The organism is Paenibacillus sp. DS2015 (assembly GCF_050433705.1).
Lineage (GTDB): Bacteria > Bacillota > Bacilli > Paenibacillales > Paenibacillaceae > Paenibacillus_AQ.
Genome location: NZ_JBNPWS010000003.1, coordinates 123610 through 139886, shown reverse-complemented (window position 1 = coordinate 139886; position 16277 = coordinate 123610). Strand labels below are relative to the sequence as shown.

General features: G+C 42.5%; 17 protein-coding genes and 1 other annotated feature. Of the genes, 3 read left to right on the top strand and 14 right to left on the bottom strand.

Annotation, left to right across the window (positions count from 1 at the left end):
* Nucleotides 1–12: 12 nt before the first annotated feature.
* The 3 genes from J2T13_RS04040 to J2T13_RS04030 are packed head-to-tail and all read right to left on the bottom strand — an operon-like array spanning nt 13 to nt 1644.
* Nucleotides 13–498, bottom strand: a complete 486-nt coding sequence (locus tag J2T13_RS04040) for a MogA/MoaB family molybdenum cofactor biosynthesis protein (RefSeq protein WP_429368559.1) — start codon at nt 496–498, stop codon at nt 13–15.
* A 41-nt stretch (nt 499–539) separates the two neighbouring features.
* Entirely contained in the window at nt 540–1013 is a 474-nt protein-coding gene (moaC, locus tag J2T13_RS04035) for a cyclic pyranopterin monophosphate synthase MoaC (RefSeq protein ID WP_429368557.1), read from the bottom strand.
* The gene (locus tag J2T13_RS04030; protein WP_429368555.1) at nt 991–1644 is read right to left on the bottom strand and encodes a 5-formyltetrahydrofolate cyclo-ligase; all 654 of its coding nucleotides are present in this window, start codon (nt 1642–1644) and stop codon (nt 991–993) included. Before J2T13_RS04030 ends, moaC begins: the two co-directional genes overlap by 23 nt.
* 191 nt (nt 1645–1835) lie before the next feature.
* Between J2T13_RS04030 and J2T13_RS04025 the strand changes: the two genes are divergently transcribed.
* On the top strand, nt 1836–3782 hold the full coding sequence (locus J2T13_RS04025; RefSeq protein ID WP_429368553.1) for an ABC-F family ATP-binding cassette domain-containing protein: 1947 nt from the start codon (nt 1836–1838) through the stop codon (nt 3780–3782).
* A gap of 439 nt (nt 3783–4221) precedes the next feature.
* Here the strand turns inward: J2T13_RS04025 and J2T13_RS04020 are convergent, their stop codons facing one another.
* The 11 genes from J2T13_RS04020 to J2T13_RS03970 form a co-directional block, all read right to left on the bottom strand.
* Nucleotides 4222–5382 (bottom strand): acyltransferase family protein, encoded by a 1161-nt coding sequence (locus J2T13_RS04020; RefSeq protein WP_429368551.1) that lies wholly within the window; start codon nt 5380–5382, stop codon nt 4222–4224.
* A gap of 104 nt (nt 5383–5486) precedes the next feature.
* Nucleotides 5487–6362, bottom strand: coding sequence for an SGNH/GDSL hydrolase family protein (locus J2T13_RS04015; protein WP_429368549.1), 876 nt, complete (start codon nt 6360–6362; stop codon nt 5487–5489).
* Nucleotides 6363–6465: 103 nt separating this feature from the next.
* Nucleotides 6466–8223: a glycosyl hydrolase family 28-related protein gene (locus J2T13_RS04010; protein WP_429368548.1), complete on the bottom strand. Its 1758-nt coding sequence runs from the start codon at nt 8221–8223 to the stop codon at nt 6466–6468.
* Between the two features lie 248 nt (nt 8224–8471).
* Nucleotides 8472–10001, bottom strand: a complete 1530-nt coding sequence (locus J2T13_RS04005) for a 2-isopropylmalate synthase (protein ID WP_429368546.1) — start codon at nt 9999–10001, stop codon at nt 8472–8474.
* A 71-nt stretch (nt 10002–10072) separates the two neighbouring features.
* Nucleotides 10073–10350, bottom strand: a binding site (T-box leader).
* Nucleotides 10351–10404: 54 nt separating this feature from the next.
* Nucleotides 10405–10614 (bottom strand): hypothetical protein, encoded by a 210-nt coding sequence (locus J2T13_RS04000; protein ID WP_429368544.1) that lies wholly within the window; start codon nt 10612–10614, stop codon nt 10405–10407.
* Nucleotides 10615–10778: 164 nt separating this feature from the next.
* Nucleotides 10779–11831 (bottom strand): tRNA (adenosine(37)-N6)-threonylcarbamoyltransferase complex transferase subunit TsaD, encoded by a 1053-nt coding sequence (gene tsaD / locus J2T13_RS03995; protein WP_429368925.1) that lies wholly within the window; start codon nt 11829–11831, stop codon nt 10779–10781.
* A 4-nt stretch (nt 11832–11835) separates the two neighbouring features.
* Nucleotides 11836–12339, bottom strand: coding sequence for a ribosomal protein S18-alanine N-acetyltransferase (gene rimI, locus J2T13_RS03990; protein WP_429368923.1), 504 nt, complete (start codon nt 12337–12339; stop codon nt 11836–11838).
* Nucleotides 12340–12353: 14 nt separating this feature from the next.
* Complete coding sequence (tsaB, locus tag J2T13_RS03985) at nt 12354–13166, bottom strand: tRNA (adenosine(37)-N6)-threonylcarbamoyltransferase complex dimerization subunit type 1 TsaB (protein WP_429368542.1); 813 nt, start codon at nt 13164–13166, stop codon at nt 12354–12356.
* Nucleotides 13166–13660, bottom strand: coding sequence for a tRNA (adenosine(37)-N6)-threonylcarbamoyltransferase complex ATPase subunit type 1 TsaE (gene tsaE / locus J2T13_RS03980; protein WP_429368540.1), 495 nt, complete (start codon nt 13658–13660; stop codon nt 13166–13168). The genes tsaB and tsaE overlap by 1 nt, the downstream gene beginning before the upstream one ends.
* 197 nt (nt 13661–13857) lie before the next feature.
* Entirely contained in the window at nt 13858–14043 is a 186-nt protein-coding gene (locus tag J2T13_RS03975) for an H-type small acid-soluble spore protein (RefSeq protein WP_429368538.1), read from the bottom strand.
* Between the two features lie 5 nt (nt 14044–14048).
* A complete protein-coding gene (locus J2T13_RS03970; RefSeq protein WP_429368921.1) occupies nt 14049–14261 on the bottom strand; it encodes a hypothetical protein in 213 nt (70 codons plus the stop codon).
* A gap of 183 nt (nt 14262–14444) precedes the next feature.
* Here J2T13_RS03970 and J2T13_RS03965 point away from each other — a divergent pair, with 183 nt between their 5' ends.
* Both J2T13_RS03965 and ligD read left to right on the top strand, forming a co-directional pair.
* On the top strand, nt 14445–15368 hold the full coding sequence (locus J2T13_RS03965) for a Ku protein (RefSeq protein WP_429368536.1): 924 nt from the start codon (nt 14445–14447) through the stop codon (nt 15366–15368).
* Nucleotides 15365–16249 carry a non-homologous end-joining DNA ligase gene (ligD, locus tag J2T13_RS03960; protein ID WP_429368534.1) on the top strand — a complete coding sequence of 295 codons (885 nt, stop codon included), beginning with the start codon at nt 15365–15367 and terminating at the stop codon, nt 16247–16249. Before J2T13_RS03965 ends, ligD begins: the two co-directional genes overlap by 4 nt.
* Nucleotides 16250–16277 lie beyond the last annotated feature (28 nt).

Genomic DNA, 16277 nt, shown 5'->3' with positions numbered 1-16277 from the left:
TATTTGTAACATTTATTGTTTATACTGACCTGTAACCATTAGCAAAGCTTCAGGGAGTTGGTCCATAATTGCCGCTAAGCATTCATGTACCCCTTTTGGGCTACCAGGTAAATTGACAATTAGGGTACGCCCTCTAATCCCACAAATACCACGAAATAACATTGCGGAACGATCTCTCTGCATAACTGCTGTACGCATCGACTCCGCAATTCCCGGTACTTCACGCTCAATGACGCGCATTGTTGCTTCTGGGGTTACGTCTCGGATTGCAAGTTCAGTTCCTCCTGTAGTCAATACAAGATCCGCTCGAAAATAATCTGTTAGCTCAATGAGCGAGGCGATAATATCATCCTGTTCATCCGGCACGATGCGGTATTCCACAATCTCTCCGCCGAGTTCCTCTTCCACCAGCTCTCGGATGACTTGAGCACTTGTATCTTCACGTTCGCCTCTAGCCCCTTTGTCACTCGCTGTTAAGATCGCTGTTTTCCACACCATATGATCACCCTCCTTCTTCTCTACTATCTATCTATGTCTCTTTACTGCTCTTTCTGATAATCGCCGCTTTTACCACCCGACTTCGATTGCAGTTGTGTGGGGCCGATCACCATATCTTTCTGTAGCGCCTTGCACATGTCATATATCGTAAGAGCTGCAGCGGACACAGCCGTCAAAGCCTCCATCTCTACACCTGTCTTTCCCGTAGTCTTAACCGTTGCCTCTATGTAAAGTTCATTATTGTCATTGTCAGTAAAAAGAATATTAATACCTGTCAAGGGTAAAGGATGGCACATCGGAATCCAATCAGAGGTCTTCTTCGCTGCCATAATACCCGCAACCTGAGCCACGGCGAGTACGTCTCCCTTGCCGACCTTCCCTGCTTTGATACTTGCCAGAGTCCCAGGATACATTGTGACTGTTGTCTGTGCTACGGCTGTCCGAGTTGTCACTTCCTTGTCGGTTACATCGACCATACGTGCTCTTCCCTGGTTATTGAAATGTGTCATTCCCATCTATGATAGCCTCCTCCTTGCAATTCACAATACCCTTCTCTGTAATGAGAACATCCAGCGCCACATCATGCCCGTCCATGGGCACTTTACTTAGCACCTGCATCTCAAATCCAAGTCCGATTAGTAGCGGCGAAGGTCGAGAGCCATTTACCTGCCGAAGTCGTTCATATAGACGATCATAATAACCACTTCCGTAACCCAATCTTCCACCTTCACGATCATAAGCGAGTCCCGGCAAGATAATTGCCTCGGGCACCGAATGATACGCCGAACGTACAGATCGCGCTAAATCAGGTTCCGGTATACCGTAAGCACCAGGTACCAAATCACCCCAGTTCTGAATGGTATGAAGTGTCATAGAGTAATCTTCTGGCTGACAACGAGGAGCCAGAACCTGTAACTGCTGTTGCCATCCCCATTCAATAAGTGACACGGTACTCAGTTCTGAGCGAAACGGAATATACGTTAGAAAGCAGCGTATACCCATATTACTCAAGTATACAGAAGTGTGGTTACACGACTCATACGACCACATCTGACGTTCCCGTTCAGACAAAGTATTTCGCATACTTGACATATGGATACGTAAGTCTTTTTTGATGTCGGATACTGCCCGATTGTCCCCATTCATTTCTATACAACTACCTTTGCAAAAATTCAAGTATAGACGTTAGTCTACCCATTTATGTTGATTTGCTCTTAGTTTACCACTCTTACTGTCTTTTCGCCAAGAATGCTCTAAGTCCTGCTCCTAAGTCGCGTATTCAACTATTTTCATGTAAACTATCTATATATAAGAACATAAATGGAGGTTCCCAAGGCATGCTGCTTCAAGCTACTGGAATTAAAAAATTATTCGGTGTCCTCCCAGTCCTGGATGGAATCAATTTACAGGTTCTTGAGAGAGAACGGGTTGGGTTAGTTGGTGTAAACGGAGCCGGTAAATCAACATTTCTACAAATCCTAGCCGGTGAGATGTCTTATGATAGTGGCCAAATCTTTAAAGCGAAAGAAACCACCATAGGCTATTTAGCTCAAAATAGTGGACTACACTCAGATCGTAGTATTTGGGAGGAAATGCTCAGTGTATTCACTCCCTTAATTGAAGCCGAACAAGAACTAAGAACGATGGAGCAGCAAATTGCTGATCCTGTCCTAATGGAGAATGAGAAAAAGTATCAAGACCTCTTAGACCGGTATGCGGTGCGTTCTGATTGGTTCAAAGATCATGGTGGTTATGAAATGGAGACTCGTATTCGTAGTGTTCTACACGGGATGGGATTTGGAGATTTCGCACCAGATACTTCCGTATCCACACTCAGCGGTGGTCAGAAAACTAGACTAGCCTTAGCTCGTATTCTTCTCCTTGCTCCTGATCTACTTATGCTCGATGAGCCGACGAACCATTTGGATATTGCTACATTAACGTGGTTGGAAGATTATCTTAGATCCTACTCAGGGTCACTATTAGTCGTCTCTCATGACCGTTATTTCCTAGATCGACTCGTGACGACTATTGTCGAAATTGAACGGCATCAATCCAAGCGGTATACAGGTAATTACAGCCGTTATATCGAGCTCAAAGCTGCCGAGTATGAATCACAATTAAAGCAATATGATAAACAGCAAGATGAGATTTCCAAGATGGAAGCCTTCGTCCAGCGGAACTTAGTACGTGCTTCTACGACTAAGCGTGCTCAGAGTCGCCGCAAATCGCTTGAGAAAATGGATCGGTTAGATAAGCCTATGGGTGAACTTAAGAAGGCACACTTCTCGTTTGAAGTGGCTTATACATCTGGTAAAGAAGTCCTACAGGTTAAAGATTTATCCATCGCATTCAATCCCAAAGAACCCCTATTTAAACATGCATCGTTTGATATGCGCCGGGGTGAGACTATTGCCCTGATTGGTCCTAATGGTATTGGTAAATCAACGTTATTAAAATCTATGATAGGTACACTTACACCTGCAGAAGGTACGATTCATTGGGGGACGAAAGTCAAAATAGGCTATTACGATCAAGAGCAGACCAATCTAACCACGAGTAATACCGTGCTTGAGGAACTATGGAGCGAATATCCACATATGGAAGAAGCCCGTATCCGAACGGTACTCGGTAATTTCTTATTTAGTGGTGAGGATGTACTCAAGAAAATATCTGCGCTTAGTGGTGGTGAGAAGGCACGGGTAGCTTTAGCCAAGCTAATGCTACAAGAAGCTAACATGCTCATTCTCGATGAACCTACGAACCATCTCGATCTATTCAGTAGGGAAGTACTCGAATCGGCATTGATTGATTATGAAGGCACCCTTCTCTTCATCTCCCATGACCGCTATTTCCTGAACAAGATGGCTGAACGCATTATCGAACTCTCACCTACAGGTACCGAGCAGTTCCTAGGGAATTATGACGATTATACAGATAAAAAGCAGGAATTAGCCGAAATTCAGCAGGAAGCCATGGAGCTAGCTGCGCGTTCTTCTAAAGCAGTCATAGGAATAGAAGCTAACGATAAATCAGGTGTATCCTCCTTCGAAGCAGACAAGCAACTGAAACGTGAAGAACGAAACCGTCAGCGTAGACTTGTCGTGTTAGAGGAAGAGATTCAGTTACTTGAAGGAGAAATATCCGATTTGGAAGCCGAAATGGCTCGTCCTGAAATATTCCAAGATTATATGGCTCTTCAGGAGCATCAACAACAGGTTGAGACGAGAAAACATAAGCTTGAACAAGTATATGAAGAGTGGGAATTGCTTGCTGTCGATTAAGCCTTTTTTCTGAGTCCATGCAATGATTTTTAAGACATTCAATATACTTGTCAATTATTCAAAATATATTTTTAAACACACAGAAAGAGTTATGCACAATCTTATCCCCGATAAAAGTGCATAACTCTCTCTTTTTTTTTGCTTTTAGAGCTTAATATCGTCTATTTAATCGCGTTTTATGTAAAATTCCAATATTGTCCACCGACTTATCCACATTATCCACAATTTTCGTGAAAAAGCTATCCACCGTTTCACTATTCTTTCAAAGCCCTATGAATTATGAATTGCGTGGATTTGTACACAATTACCCTTGAATATGTGGATAACTTTGTCCACATCTTGACAAATTCTATCCGACTTCACATTAAAAATAATAGCCGCAACCCGGATGAATACAAGCTTAGCTATTACCATGACATATTCAGTTCTAATGAGCGACTTATGCCGTTTTTTCATTGGGAATAACTGCTGCCGTATTACTTTTTGTTAACGTATTAGAAATCTTCTTACCTATTCTCACAGAATTATTCTCGATGAAGAACCAGCTTAAGTAGGATACAACCATCACGATTGGGATGGAGAGGAGATACATTTGCCAGATCGGCAGTACTTCATTGAACGCATAGATCAAGCTAAACAGAATAATGAAATGATACAGATATAGGCTATAAGAGATATTCCCTAGAAAAACGATAGGTTTCCAAGATAAGATATGACCCATTTTAATGGAACCTAATGAAAAAATGATGATAGCACATGCAGATACAGCTATTCCATAATCACTCACTATGTAACTTAAAGGATTCTTAACTAAATTATCAAAGGCTCCTGCATAGACATATACACTGAGGATTGCGAATAAAGCGATCATTTTGTTCCTTCTGGATTGGGACACATAGACTTGGATCAGTTGATGTTTATGTTTATTAAGCAATGCGCCCAATATAAATAAGGATAAATAGTGGAATGAGTCGAAGATATTCGTATGGAATCCATGACTCACCATCAATGGATAGACAGCGTTACCTCCCGCTACAGAAGACAATAATACACATAGAACCAGACTAATCTTCCAACTGCACATTCTAACGATCAGGGCAAACAATGGAAATATAAGCGATATTCTCATCTCATGAATCAATGACCAAATAACGGTATTGATAGAATCTGAATGAACATTTCCAAGCAGTAGCAAGTGTTCAAGGATCAGACTAGCATCAGGCTGACTTCTCCAAAAAAGGTTAAACCATTCACTAAGTTTCTCAATTCCAGCACCTGTTGCAAATAGTTGCAAGGCAACTATCGATAAGATAATTGCGACTAGATAGGGTACATAGATTCGGAAAACCCGTTTGATGAGATAAGAGCTATAAGAGAAGTTTAACCTCTCATTTGCGAATGGAAGATACAAGACAAAGCCGCTTAATACAAAGAACAGAATGACTGATCCATGTCCATTTACAAGAATTCTTAGAGGTGAATACCACAGGATGAGCGGTAGAACAGGAGTAACTAAGTAAATATGATGTAAATAAACAACGAGTGAAGCCAAGCCTCGAATAGAATCTAGTTGCGCGTAGCGCGTACCCTTTTCTAACAATGGGTATCCCCCTCACAAACAAAATGATACTTATTGTATCATTATAGTACACAATAAGTACCTTGTCGCTATTTTTTTATGAGGAAGAAGATTAGTAGCAAGACTCATCTCTTCTTTTCGAATTCTTTTTCCAACGTCTCGAACCAGAATTGATACCCAAGATCATTCGGATGTACCCCATCTGTCAAGACCGAGTCTATCTTCTTTTTATACTTTATTTTAAAACTTCCATAAATATCAATATATTCCCATCCCTGATTATGAATATACTGTTTGATTGCCGAGTTATAATCATCCATATAAAGCCCTAGACTATTCGGTACATCTTGCTTTATCCCCTTTGGATTCGGAGAAATTAAGATGACCTCAGCATTAGGAAGCTTCTTATTGAACTTGTTTACGACCTTTGCGATGTTTTTTAGGGATTCCTGTATAGGTATACCTTCACCGTGATCGTTCAGCATACATGTCTCGAATAGTATAAGATTGGGTTTCTGCGCTATGACTAGATCCACTTTATCTTCCTCTAAGATTTCCCGCGTGTTGTAACCTCCAAATCCATTCACCATTAAATCAAATCTGAATAGACCCTCCTGTGCTTTGATATACTTAAATAGTTGCGTACTCCATTTCTTTCTTGGATCAGATGCACCCGCGCCCTCAGTAACACTGCTGCCAAGCGTAGATATTCTTACATAGGAGTCATCATCCTGTTGAAGCTTAAGAGCAGCGAAATACCTTAAGTGGTCTAGATATGATCTAGGTTTATCACTTGGTTTCCATTTATCAACCTCATCTTGAAACGGTAAAACAAGAGGCTTATTGGCGTAAATCTTACCGAATTCAGCTTGTTCTCCAACCTTTAATCTCCAATCGTTCAGCACAACGCTGAAGAACATGGTGAGTCCGATCATTAATACAGTGAGCAGTAATATTTTACGATTCATTGTTTTCTTACGCCGTCTTCTCTTCTTTTTCATTTCCAATCTCCCCATAACTTAATTAATATTAATATGATACATATTGTATCATTAACATAACAAGTTATAAAGACCTATATTCAACAAAATATTACTGAGCCTATTAGGGCATTTTGCTAGTCATCAATGCACCCGATTCATCAACTGTTATTTTATATTTGTTAGTGCCTGTGGAGTATACCGTATATCTTGATTTCGGATGATATCGGTATACACTTGGAATCTTGTAGGTATACGTTTGGCCTGCATATTGCCCACGCAACTTAATTTCTAATCTCACCGTTCCATCTGGAGTCTGAATAAAGGTTTCCACATTCACCTTAGTAATAAATTCTGTACCTATCTTAATACTCGCTGCATTATAATAATGGATTTCTATAAGATGCGGCTTACCTGTGGAATTTAATAGATCCGTTTCGCTATAGAACTGCAACTTCTCATTCTGACCTATTGGAATATTTAAAGTGATATCCGTCCAGTTAGACTGCGCTAGAAAGGTTACCTTTTTCTTATTCGCTGAATACACAATATTCTTGGCACTACCACTATAAGTCCACAACACATCAAATGCTTGAGAACACAGATTGGCTCCACCGAATCCGAATGGATTACCCTCTTGGTTCACCCACACGTAGTCATCGCGCAGCGTGACCCACACACCGTCAATATAAGCGATACGCCCTGGAAACAAACTCGTCTTAGGTTCGGTATTGTAACGTTGATAATTGAGTTCTTCAAGTCTAATGTTCTGTCCGTGAGAAACACCGAAATATCCAGATTTAGGCATTACGATTCTGACTGTTTTTTCTGGATTGATAGGCACGATTCTTGTCGTATCCTCAAAGGAATTGAGATTGCCCGAAGTGATGATATCTTTCATAGAAGATCGTTCCAAATGAATCATTTGGTCCGCTTCGTTGGCTACATTCCCTATGATCGATAATCCATTCACTGCGGCTAATTCCATACAGATCCATTCTTTAGTTTTTAGTATAGAGTTACTGGATAGATTCTTAAATCTGGTCAGAGCGTTTTTTTTACTGGCATGATCAAAGACATTACCTTCAAATGTACAATGCATAACTTCTCCCACGATGCCCCGATAAGCATAGTCAAAAATATTAGCTGATATCGTAACCCGGTTAATAAAACCTGACCCTATAGCTACCCTACATAACTCGAACCAATTCTGCACAATGGTCGTCATATTCATGTTGTAAACATCAAAGATGGTCGCACCGTCAAGCGCGATTGAACTACCACTGAAATAATTCTGTGCAAAATAACAGTCTCCCACTTGGCATTGCTTCGTGAAATACTGCCCAATCTCACGAAACGTGTTGTTAATCACACGAACGGCGTAATTAATGGTGCAATGATCAAAAATGATGTTAAACGACTGAATCTGACAATTCGATATGACAGAATGCCCTGATAAGGTCATATTTTTGAATACCGTACCTGAGGTCGGCCACTCTTCGTTAGCGTAGTATATATCGTTAGAGGTTATGCACATATTGTCCATTTGTAAATATAGATTCTGGTTTCCGTTATTTTTCAGAAATAATGTTCCTTCTGTTACAGGGCGATATATCATTCTACATGGGGAAAATCGTTCGGGGCCTATCTGATCTCCTTGTAGCATCATAGCTGAATTACTACCTAGCAATCTAACGACATCTGGCAGATATATGGTCCGGGTAACAATATATTTGCCAACTGGAAAATATAAAACAGTCTTCGTAGCAGAACAATGATTAATCGCTAATTGAATCGCATTTGTGTCATCCGTACTACCGTCTCCTGTGGCTCCAAAGTCTCGTACATTGACTGTAGAAGAACTTAAATTGTTCATTCCCATACTCGTATATCTCCCTTCACCAAAATATTATGAAAGCACAAACTTAATATATTCACACGCTCTCCTCGTCGAAGCTTGACCTATAGTGATGCTATTCATTTTTATTATTCATTGGTTGTAATACAAGAATTCGACAAAGGGCACTCTTGCTATTAACCCAAGAGTGCCCTTATCTACTATAGATACTGCAATGTACTATTGTTGTTTAGTTATTGTAATCAGATACACCACACTCATTCTCCTGCTAACTAGGCCTTGGGGAAGACAGTTAGCGCACTATTGCATGCGGCGACATAGGCAAGACCTGCTGCCATGACAATATCTTGATGCACGGCTGTGCCTCGGTAGATTGTACCTTGGCACTCTACCGTTACGGCCGCCTCCGCATGTGCTTCCTCCCCTGCGCTAAGAGAATGCAATTCTAGATCAACGAAAGTAATTTCAGCGTCAATGCCTTGACTAATGGCTGCAATGACGGCTTCGAGTGGACCGTCTCCTGTACTTGTATGAGAGGATTCTCTATTCTCATGAAGATGTCGCAGTGTAATAGCTGCCACACGGTTCTGAGCACTACCTGCCAACACTTGTACCTCTCCTAGTTCATAGTTCTGTGCTGTAATGCCCATCGTTCTGCTCACCATTTGCAATAGAAGATCATCACTAACTACCTTAAGCCGATCTGCTGTTTCTTTGAACTCAATATAAAGCAATTCTAGTTCCTCTTCGTTGATCTGCAGGCCATAGCGTGCAATACGATCTTTCAGAGCGTGACGGCCCGAATGTTTCCCTAGAATAATCATATTCCGTGGAATACCTAGCGACTCTGGATTCATAATCTCATAGGTGCTGCGATCTTTCAGAAGCCCATCCTGATGAATACCTGATTCATGCTGGAAGGCATTACGTCCCACGATAGGCTTGTTATAGGCCATTGGAAAGTGCATTGCACCACTAACCAATCTCGATACTTCATATAGCTTCTCTTTCACAATCCCAGTGGAAAAGCCTATCGATTCTTGTCGAGTTGTTAAAGCCATAACCAACTCTTCAAGTGCACAGTTCCCTGTCCGCTCTCCAATCCCATTCACCGTTACTTCAATCTGAGTTGCACCATTCTGAATGGCAGCTAAGCTATTCGCCACTGCAAGCCCAAGATCATTGTGACAGTGCGCGCTATATTGAACATTGTTACCTCCCCTTACCCCTTCTCTTACTCTGCGGAACATCTCTCCATATTCCCCAGGAAGAGCATAACCTACGGTATCCGGCAAATTAATAATCGTTGCTCCTTCTTCAATGGCTGCTTCTACCATCTCAATCAGATCATCAATTCCCGTCCGCGCTGCATCCATCGCCGTGAATTCGACACGCTCACAATACTGCTTCGCATAAGCGGTCATCTGCCTTGCCTTAGCGACAGCTTCTTTACGACTTATTCGCAATTGATGCTGTAGATGAATATCCGATGAAGAGAGAAAAAGATGTATTCTTCTTCGCTCCGCATCGCGTGTAGCTCGAACGGCAGCATCAATATCCCCCTGTACCGCACGTGCAAATCCACATATCTCAACCTGCTGAAATTGTCGTGAAATGGCTTCTACTGCAGCAAATTCACCTGGACTCGAAATAGGAAACCCTGGCTCAATGACATCAACACCTAGTTCTACAAGTTTAGCTGCAAGCTGTATCTTCTGTTCTGGTTGTAAGCTAGCCCCAGGTGCCTGTTCACCATCTCTTAGCGTTGTGTCAAAAATCGTGATATTCGGTATTGTTGTCATTTCGTAAATCCTCCTCAAATTATAGTTATTTTATGGTTGCTGGTAACACAAAAAAGCCTGCCATCTCTATATTAAGAGACGACAGGCTTTCACCTTCCGCGGTACCACTCTTGTTGATGCCATCGACTTAAATTACAGTCTAGGCACCCCACTTATCCTCTTGAAAGTACGGATTATAACCGTATCGATCAAGAAGTTCCCTATATCGGGGGTAAGCCGAAGCTGGTGTACTTACAGTTCCACCGCTTGCGCTCCCGGGCGAGATTCAAAGGATTCTGCCACTACGTCACACCGTCCCGTAGCTCTCTGTAGACATTGGCCCTTTACTACTCCCGTTCATTGCGTTTTGTTATAAAAGTATACAAAAAAGCCCGTCATCTCTAAATCAAGAGACGACAGGCTGTTAACCTTCGCGGTACCACTCTTGTTGCTCTTCCTTCTCCCTAAATCTAAATGGGATACTAGCGGAAAGGCCCCTCAACGCTATGCAGCTACTCTTCTCCAACAATAGAATAGACTGATAAGCTTGCCCTCTCACGGAGGCCATCGTAACGGTATACTTCCCGGCGTGCACTTTCCGGGCCTGCGCAGATATATATACGCCGTGTTCCACCGTTCCGCTCCCAAGTGAGTTCAGGTTCCTTCGACTGCGTTGCACCCTCCCGCAGCTCTCTGTTATTCCCGGATAACCATACTAGTCTTGTTCATCGCGTTTATAATCATTTGGAATTTTATTGATTATATCGAGCATCACTAACCATTGTCAAGCCCAAATCACTAGACCATCTTATTGGCAGCCCAATCCTCTAATGAAAGTTGAGGATCTGCCAACATATCAAGCGATGTAAATTGTCCCTCACACCATTTCAGATATGCAGCAGCACCAATCATTGCAGCATTATCCGTGCAATACTCAATGGGAGGTATAGCGAGATTAATCCCTTCCTCTGCACAGCGCCGACTCAGTTCGCTGCGAAGTCCACGATTGGCAGCAACTCCTCCACAAAGTAACAGCTGTTTAACATCATAGGATTTAACAGCGCGTATCGCTTTCGTTACTAGTACTTCTACAACTGACTCTTGAAATCCACGTGCAATGGCTTCATGAATCGGAGGATCTCCACGCATTTTCCGCTGGTTAATCACATTTAGAACTGCCGATTTCAATCCACTAAAACTGAAATCATAGGAGTTGGGTTCAAGCCATGCTCGGGGTAATGTAATCGACTCTTCTGACTCCATCGCTGTGCGGTCTACATGGGGACCTCCAGGATAAGGGAAGCCAATCGAACGTGCTACTTTGTCGTAGGCTTCGCCAACAGCATCGTCACGTGTACGACCAATTACATCGAACTGCCCCTCCTTCTCCATATACACAAGCTCTGTATGGCCACCAGATACAACCAGTACCATACATGGATACTGAATTTCTTGAACTAATCGGTTAGCATAGATGTGTCCTGCGATGTGATGTGTACCAATTAGTGGCTTATCTAAGGCAACAGCTAGACTCTTCGCTGCTACCACACCAACCAGTAATGCACCTACAAGCCCAGGGCCTTGAGTCACCGCAATAGCTGATAACTCACTCTTCTTAATTCCTGACGCTGCCACAGCTTCGTCTAACATCAGTGTGATGCTCTCTACATGCTTACGTGAGGCGACTTCAGGCACAACTCCACCAAAAGCTTTGTGTGTCTCAATCTGACTTGAAATCAGATTAGACATCACTTCATGGCCGTCTTTTACAACAGATACGGCTGTTTCATCACAGCTTGTTTCAATAGCTAGTATATAACAAGGTTTATATTCATTATTAGCTTCACCCATGAATCTATACGCTTCCTTCCATACTTGCATGCTCCTGGTATGATGGCAAATCTGCCCACATGATCATAGCATCTTCATTATTATCTGAATAATAGCCTTTACGAAGTCCCGCCGATGTAAATCCTTTTCTTTCATACAACTTTTGAGCAATCCTATTCGATACACGTACTTCTAATGTCATGCTTAGCATGCCCAACTGTGAAGCTGTATTCATTAACTCACCCAGCAAAAGGCCTCCAAGTTTACGACCACGATACGCTTCTAAGAGAGCAATATTGGTCACATGTGCCTCATCCACAATCGTCCACATTCCTGCATAGCCGATGGACTCTCCATCATGCTCCAATACCACATACCGAGCAAAAAGATTGTTTGTCAACTCATTCCGAAAAGCATCTTCTGTCCACGGTAATGTAAATGCCTCTCGTTCAATGATCATAATGCTAGGAATATCCTCCAGCTTCATCGGTCGAAACTTGAATGAATTAATCTCATGTTTGTCGTCCATTAGCATAATGAAACTTATCTCCCTTCCTTAAGGGCTCGTAAGAGATTAGCTTCCGCTTCCGCTAGCTGTGTATAATTCGGCACCAGCGTATGCATATCATCCAGGTCTCCCTTTAATAGTCTATCCGCTCCCAAGATTCCCACAAAACGTCCTTCCAAATCGTATGGAACAATGTGGAGTTGGTCTCCTAGCACAGAAGTGAGTTTCGATGCTGCTTCTTCATGCAGACGGACATCTCCCACAATCCACACAGCGTCAGGTCTATCTTCATCTGCTAACATCGCAATAAGACTTAACAACTGTTCAACCCAAGTCTCCATTAAACGAATGCCATCTTGTTCTAAACGGTTCGGAATATGCGCCCCATGATCCACGCTAAAGAGCGCAGTAAACACCTGACCTCGACGCGCGTCCAGTAGCGGAATGACCCAACTGATGTGATCCTTTTTATGCGATTTTTCTTCAAATTCATTTGCCCCCTGGGTGTAACCCCCATAGGCCAATGCATGTAAGCTAGAAACCCCTACGACAGGAACCTCCCAAGCCCATGCTAAAGTTTTGGCTGCTGTTACCGCAATACGAGTACCCGTGTACGAACCGGGTCCGATCCCTACAGCGATCCCCTTGACCATCGTATTCGTGGTATCCGTTACTTTCAATGCTTCCTTAATAATCGAGAGGATGCGAACGGAATGATTGCGTTCACCATATACATTAATCTCGTGCAGCGCCTTGTTGTTCTCCATCACCGACACAGCCAAAGAAGTTGTAGAGGTATCTAGTGCAAGAAAACGTGCTTCTGGTTCTGATTTCTGTTGTATATTCATCACTTAAAGACTCCATTCTTATTCAGATTACGGCATAGCTCTTCGTAAGACTCCCCGAAACCTCGCACCGTAATTTTACGTTCTTCAAGTCCTATAGTCTCTATATAAAGATGTAGATGGGACTCAGGTAATAGTTCATTAATCATCTGAGACCACTCCACGAGACATACACCCTCGCCATAGAAATATTCGTCTAATCCAAGCTCACCTGCTTCATCCATAGACAGCCGATAGACATCCATATGATATAAAGGCAACCTACCTACATATTCTTTAATAATCGTAAAGGTAGGGCTATTAACAATTCCTTTCACACCTAAATGTGTAGCAAAACGCTGTGAAAAGGCTGTCTTGCCCGCACCCAAATCTCCATCTAGACCAATAACAGTCCCAGGGACGGATGCTTCCGCAAGCCATGCCGCTAATTTCTCTGTATCTTCTAGATGATGGGATATGTACACGTAATGCTCCCCATATTGGTCTTTTTCCACCATAGAACCCACCTTTATTCCAATTCCAATTCCATTTTAGTACGTAGTTCCAATTTCAGTTCTTTTACTTAACTTTGACCTTTATTATATCGGTCTATGGTATGAGCCGCAACAAGAGGCCTCAACCTCTTCTCAGAAGTTCAGGCCTCAGTCCTTGTATAGAAGCTAATTCTATGACATCTTGCTGCTTTACTCTAATCTTACTTTTCCTTCTTCTGTAGCCGCTCAACACTCACTGTATGTGTATTCGTTGGCTTAGATCCCACCTGTACCGTAGCCATCCCATATACTTCATCCACATGTTCAATCCAGACAGGCTCTCCGTCCAATTGAACAGCAATACTATCCTGATCGTGATAAATATCAAGAGCTCTTCGCAAATCCATAGCATTTACTCCTTTTTATCGTCATCTAGAAATTCTGTGCTATCCCCAATCAGACCATTGTCTAGGGTCACATTACCTCCGCCTAAACCCTCATTAACCATACGATCAATATCCAGTTCATAAGACTCTTCAGGTGGTTCAGAATCTATACTTGGAGGAGCGGTAATATTCTCCCAATCGACCATCCTGCCGTCAATCTCTAGTTCTTCTTCCTTCATCAAATATTACTCCTCCCAGCCCATTTCATACCCCTAATCTAAGCATACCTCAGCTTCGGCTCTACTCAATATTCCCCATAGGGAACTGAGCCATTCAATTAGAATTCAGACAACTTCTTGTGAACATGAAATGAATAAGCGTTGGATATACTAATGGTTAAAAAACAAAGGAGACGAAGTCCTATGCATACAGTGTGGAAAGGTGCAATTAGTTTTGGGCTGGTTCATGTCCCTGTAAAAATGTTCTCTGCAACAGAAGACAAAGACATTTCGATGAGGTATGTTCATTCCACTTGTGGTAGCCCGCTCTCTTATGTACGGAAATGTCCGGTATGTGATAAAGAAACGCCCTGGGAGGAAATATCTAAGGGCTATGAATATGAAAAGGGCAAATTTGTTCTATTTGAGAAGGCAGAAATGGAGCAATTGTCTGAACAAGGGAATAAGAATATTACGATCATAGATTTCGTGGATCTAACGGAGATTGATCCGATCTATTTCCAGAAAACGTATTACCTTTCCCCAGATCAAGCTGGATCGAATGCCTATATGCTTCTGCTAGAAGCCATGCGACAATCGGGTAAAATTGGAATCGCCAAAATATCCATACGCTCCAAAAGTAGCTTAGCGGCTATTCGAGTGTTGGATGAATGTTTAGCGATCGAAACTATTTTCTACCCTGATGAGATTAGACCTGTATCACAGGTTCCTAACTTACCGGAAAATGCAGAAATTAAAGACAAAGAACTTGACATGGCTAAAATGCTCATCGAACAGCTCTCTACCCCTTTTGACCCCAATAAGTATACCGATGATTATCGTGAATCACTGCTCCAACTCATTCAAAGTAAAGTAGCGGGTCAAGAAGTGAAGATTGCTCCAGCACGCCAAGAAACGAACGTCATGGATCTGATGGCTGCCTTACAAGCGAGTATCGAAGCCGTGCAACCTGTCATTAGTGATCCTGGTAAGCCTAAGAATAAACGCACAAAGGGTCCTTCCACTAAATCTGCAAAAACAAGCGCTGAGATAACCGCAGATGGGACAGCAACTCCTAAGCCAAAACGACGTTCAACGAAAAAAGCTGCTAAATCAACAGTGTCTTGAAGAGAAATTTGAAGGGGAGTATACAGATTAATGGTCAGTCCTTACAGATTACCAATCCCGAGAAGATGCTCTGGCCGGAAGTAGGTATTACGAAGGCTATATACTTACAAAAGTTAGCTTTTCTTGCTCCATATTTACTTCCCTACTGCCGTGACCGACTACTAACTACAATCCGATATCCGCATGGTGTCAATGGGACTTTTTTTTATCAAAAAAATGCCCCTGAACCTTTGCCACCTTATGTATCTATATCTTCGTCTGAAGACATTAACTACATTCTGCTCAACGGCCTTCCTGAACTGTTGTGGCTCGGAAATTTAGCTTCGTTAGAATTTCATCCGTCCCTTCATTATGCGGGAAGTGACCTTCCCTGCGAGTGGATGATTGATCTAGATCCATCGATTGAAGTGGAACCGCGTATTATGGAGGCGGCCAATATCGTAGGGGAACTTCTGTCCTCACTCGGACTACAGTCTGTACCCAAGACGTCTGGTGCTACTGGAGTTCAGATTATCATACCCATTGAGCAAGGAATAACCTTTGAGGAACTGCGAAGAATAGGCCACTTTGTAGGTCGATATGTCACAGAGAAACATCCTAATCTTTTCACTCTAGAAAGACTTAAGAAACACCGCGGGGATAACATCTATTTCGATTACTTACAGCATTATGGTGGGAAAACATTGGCCGCTCCTTATACACCACGTGCTCGTGCGTTAGCTACCGTGTCTACCCCTCTATCATGGGATGAAGTGAGGCAAGACGTCCGTCCCAGCGACTTCCATTTGCTTAACATCGAACAAAGACTCCAAGTTAAGGGTGATCTCATCGCAACCCTTCCACCTCAACCCGTTGGACAGATTATTAAACAGCTAGTCTAAGTGTAAAAAGCCCACTGTAGCTTACTTC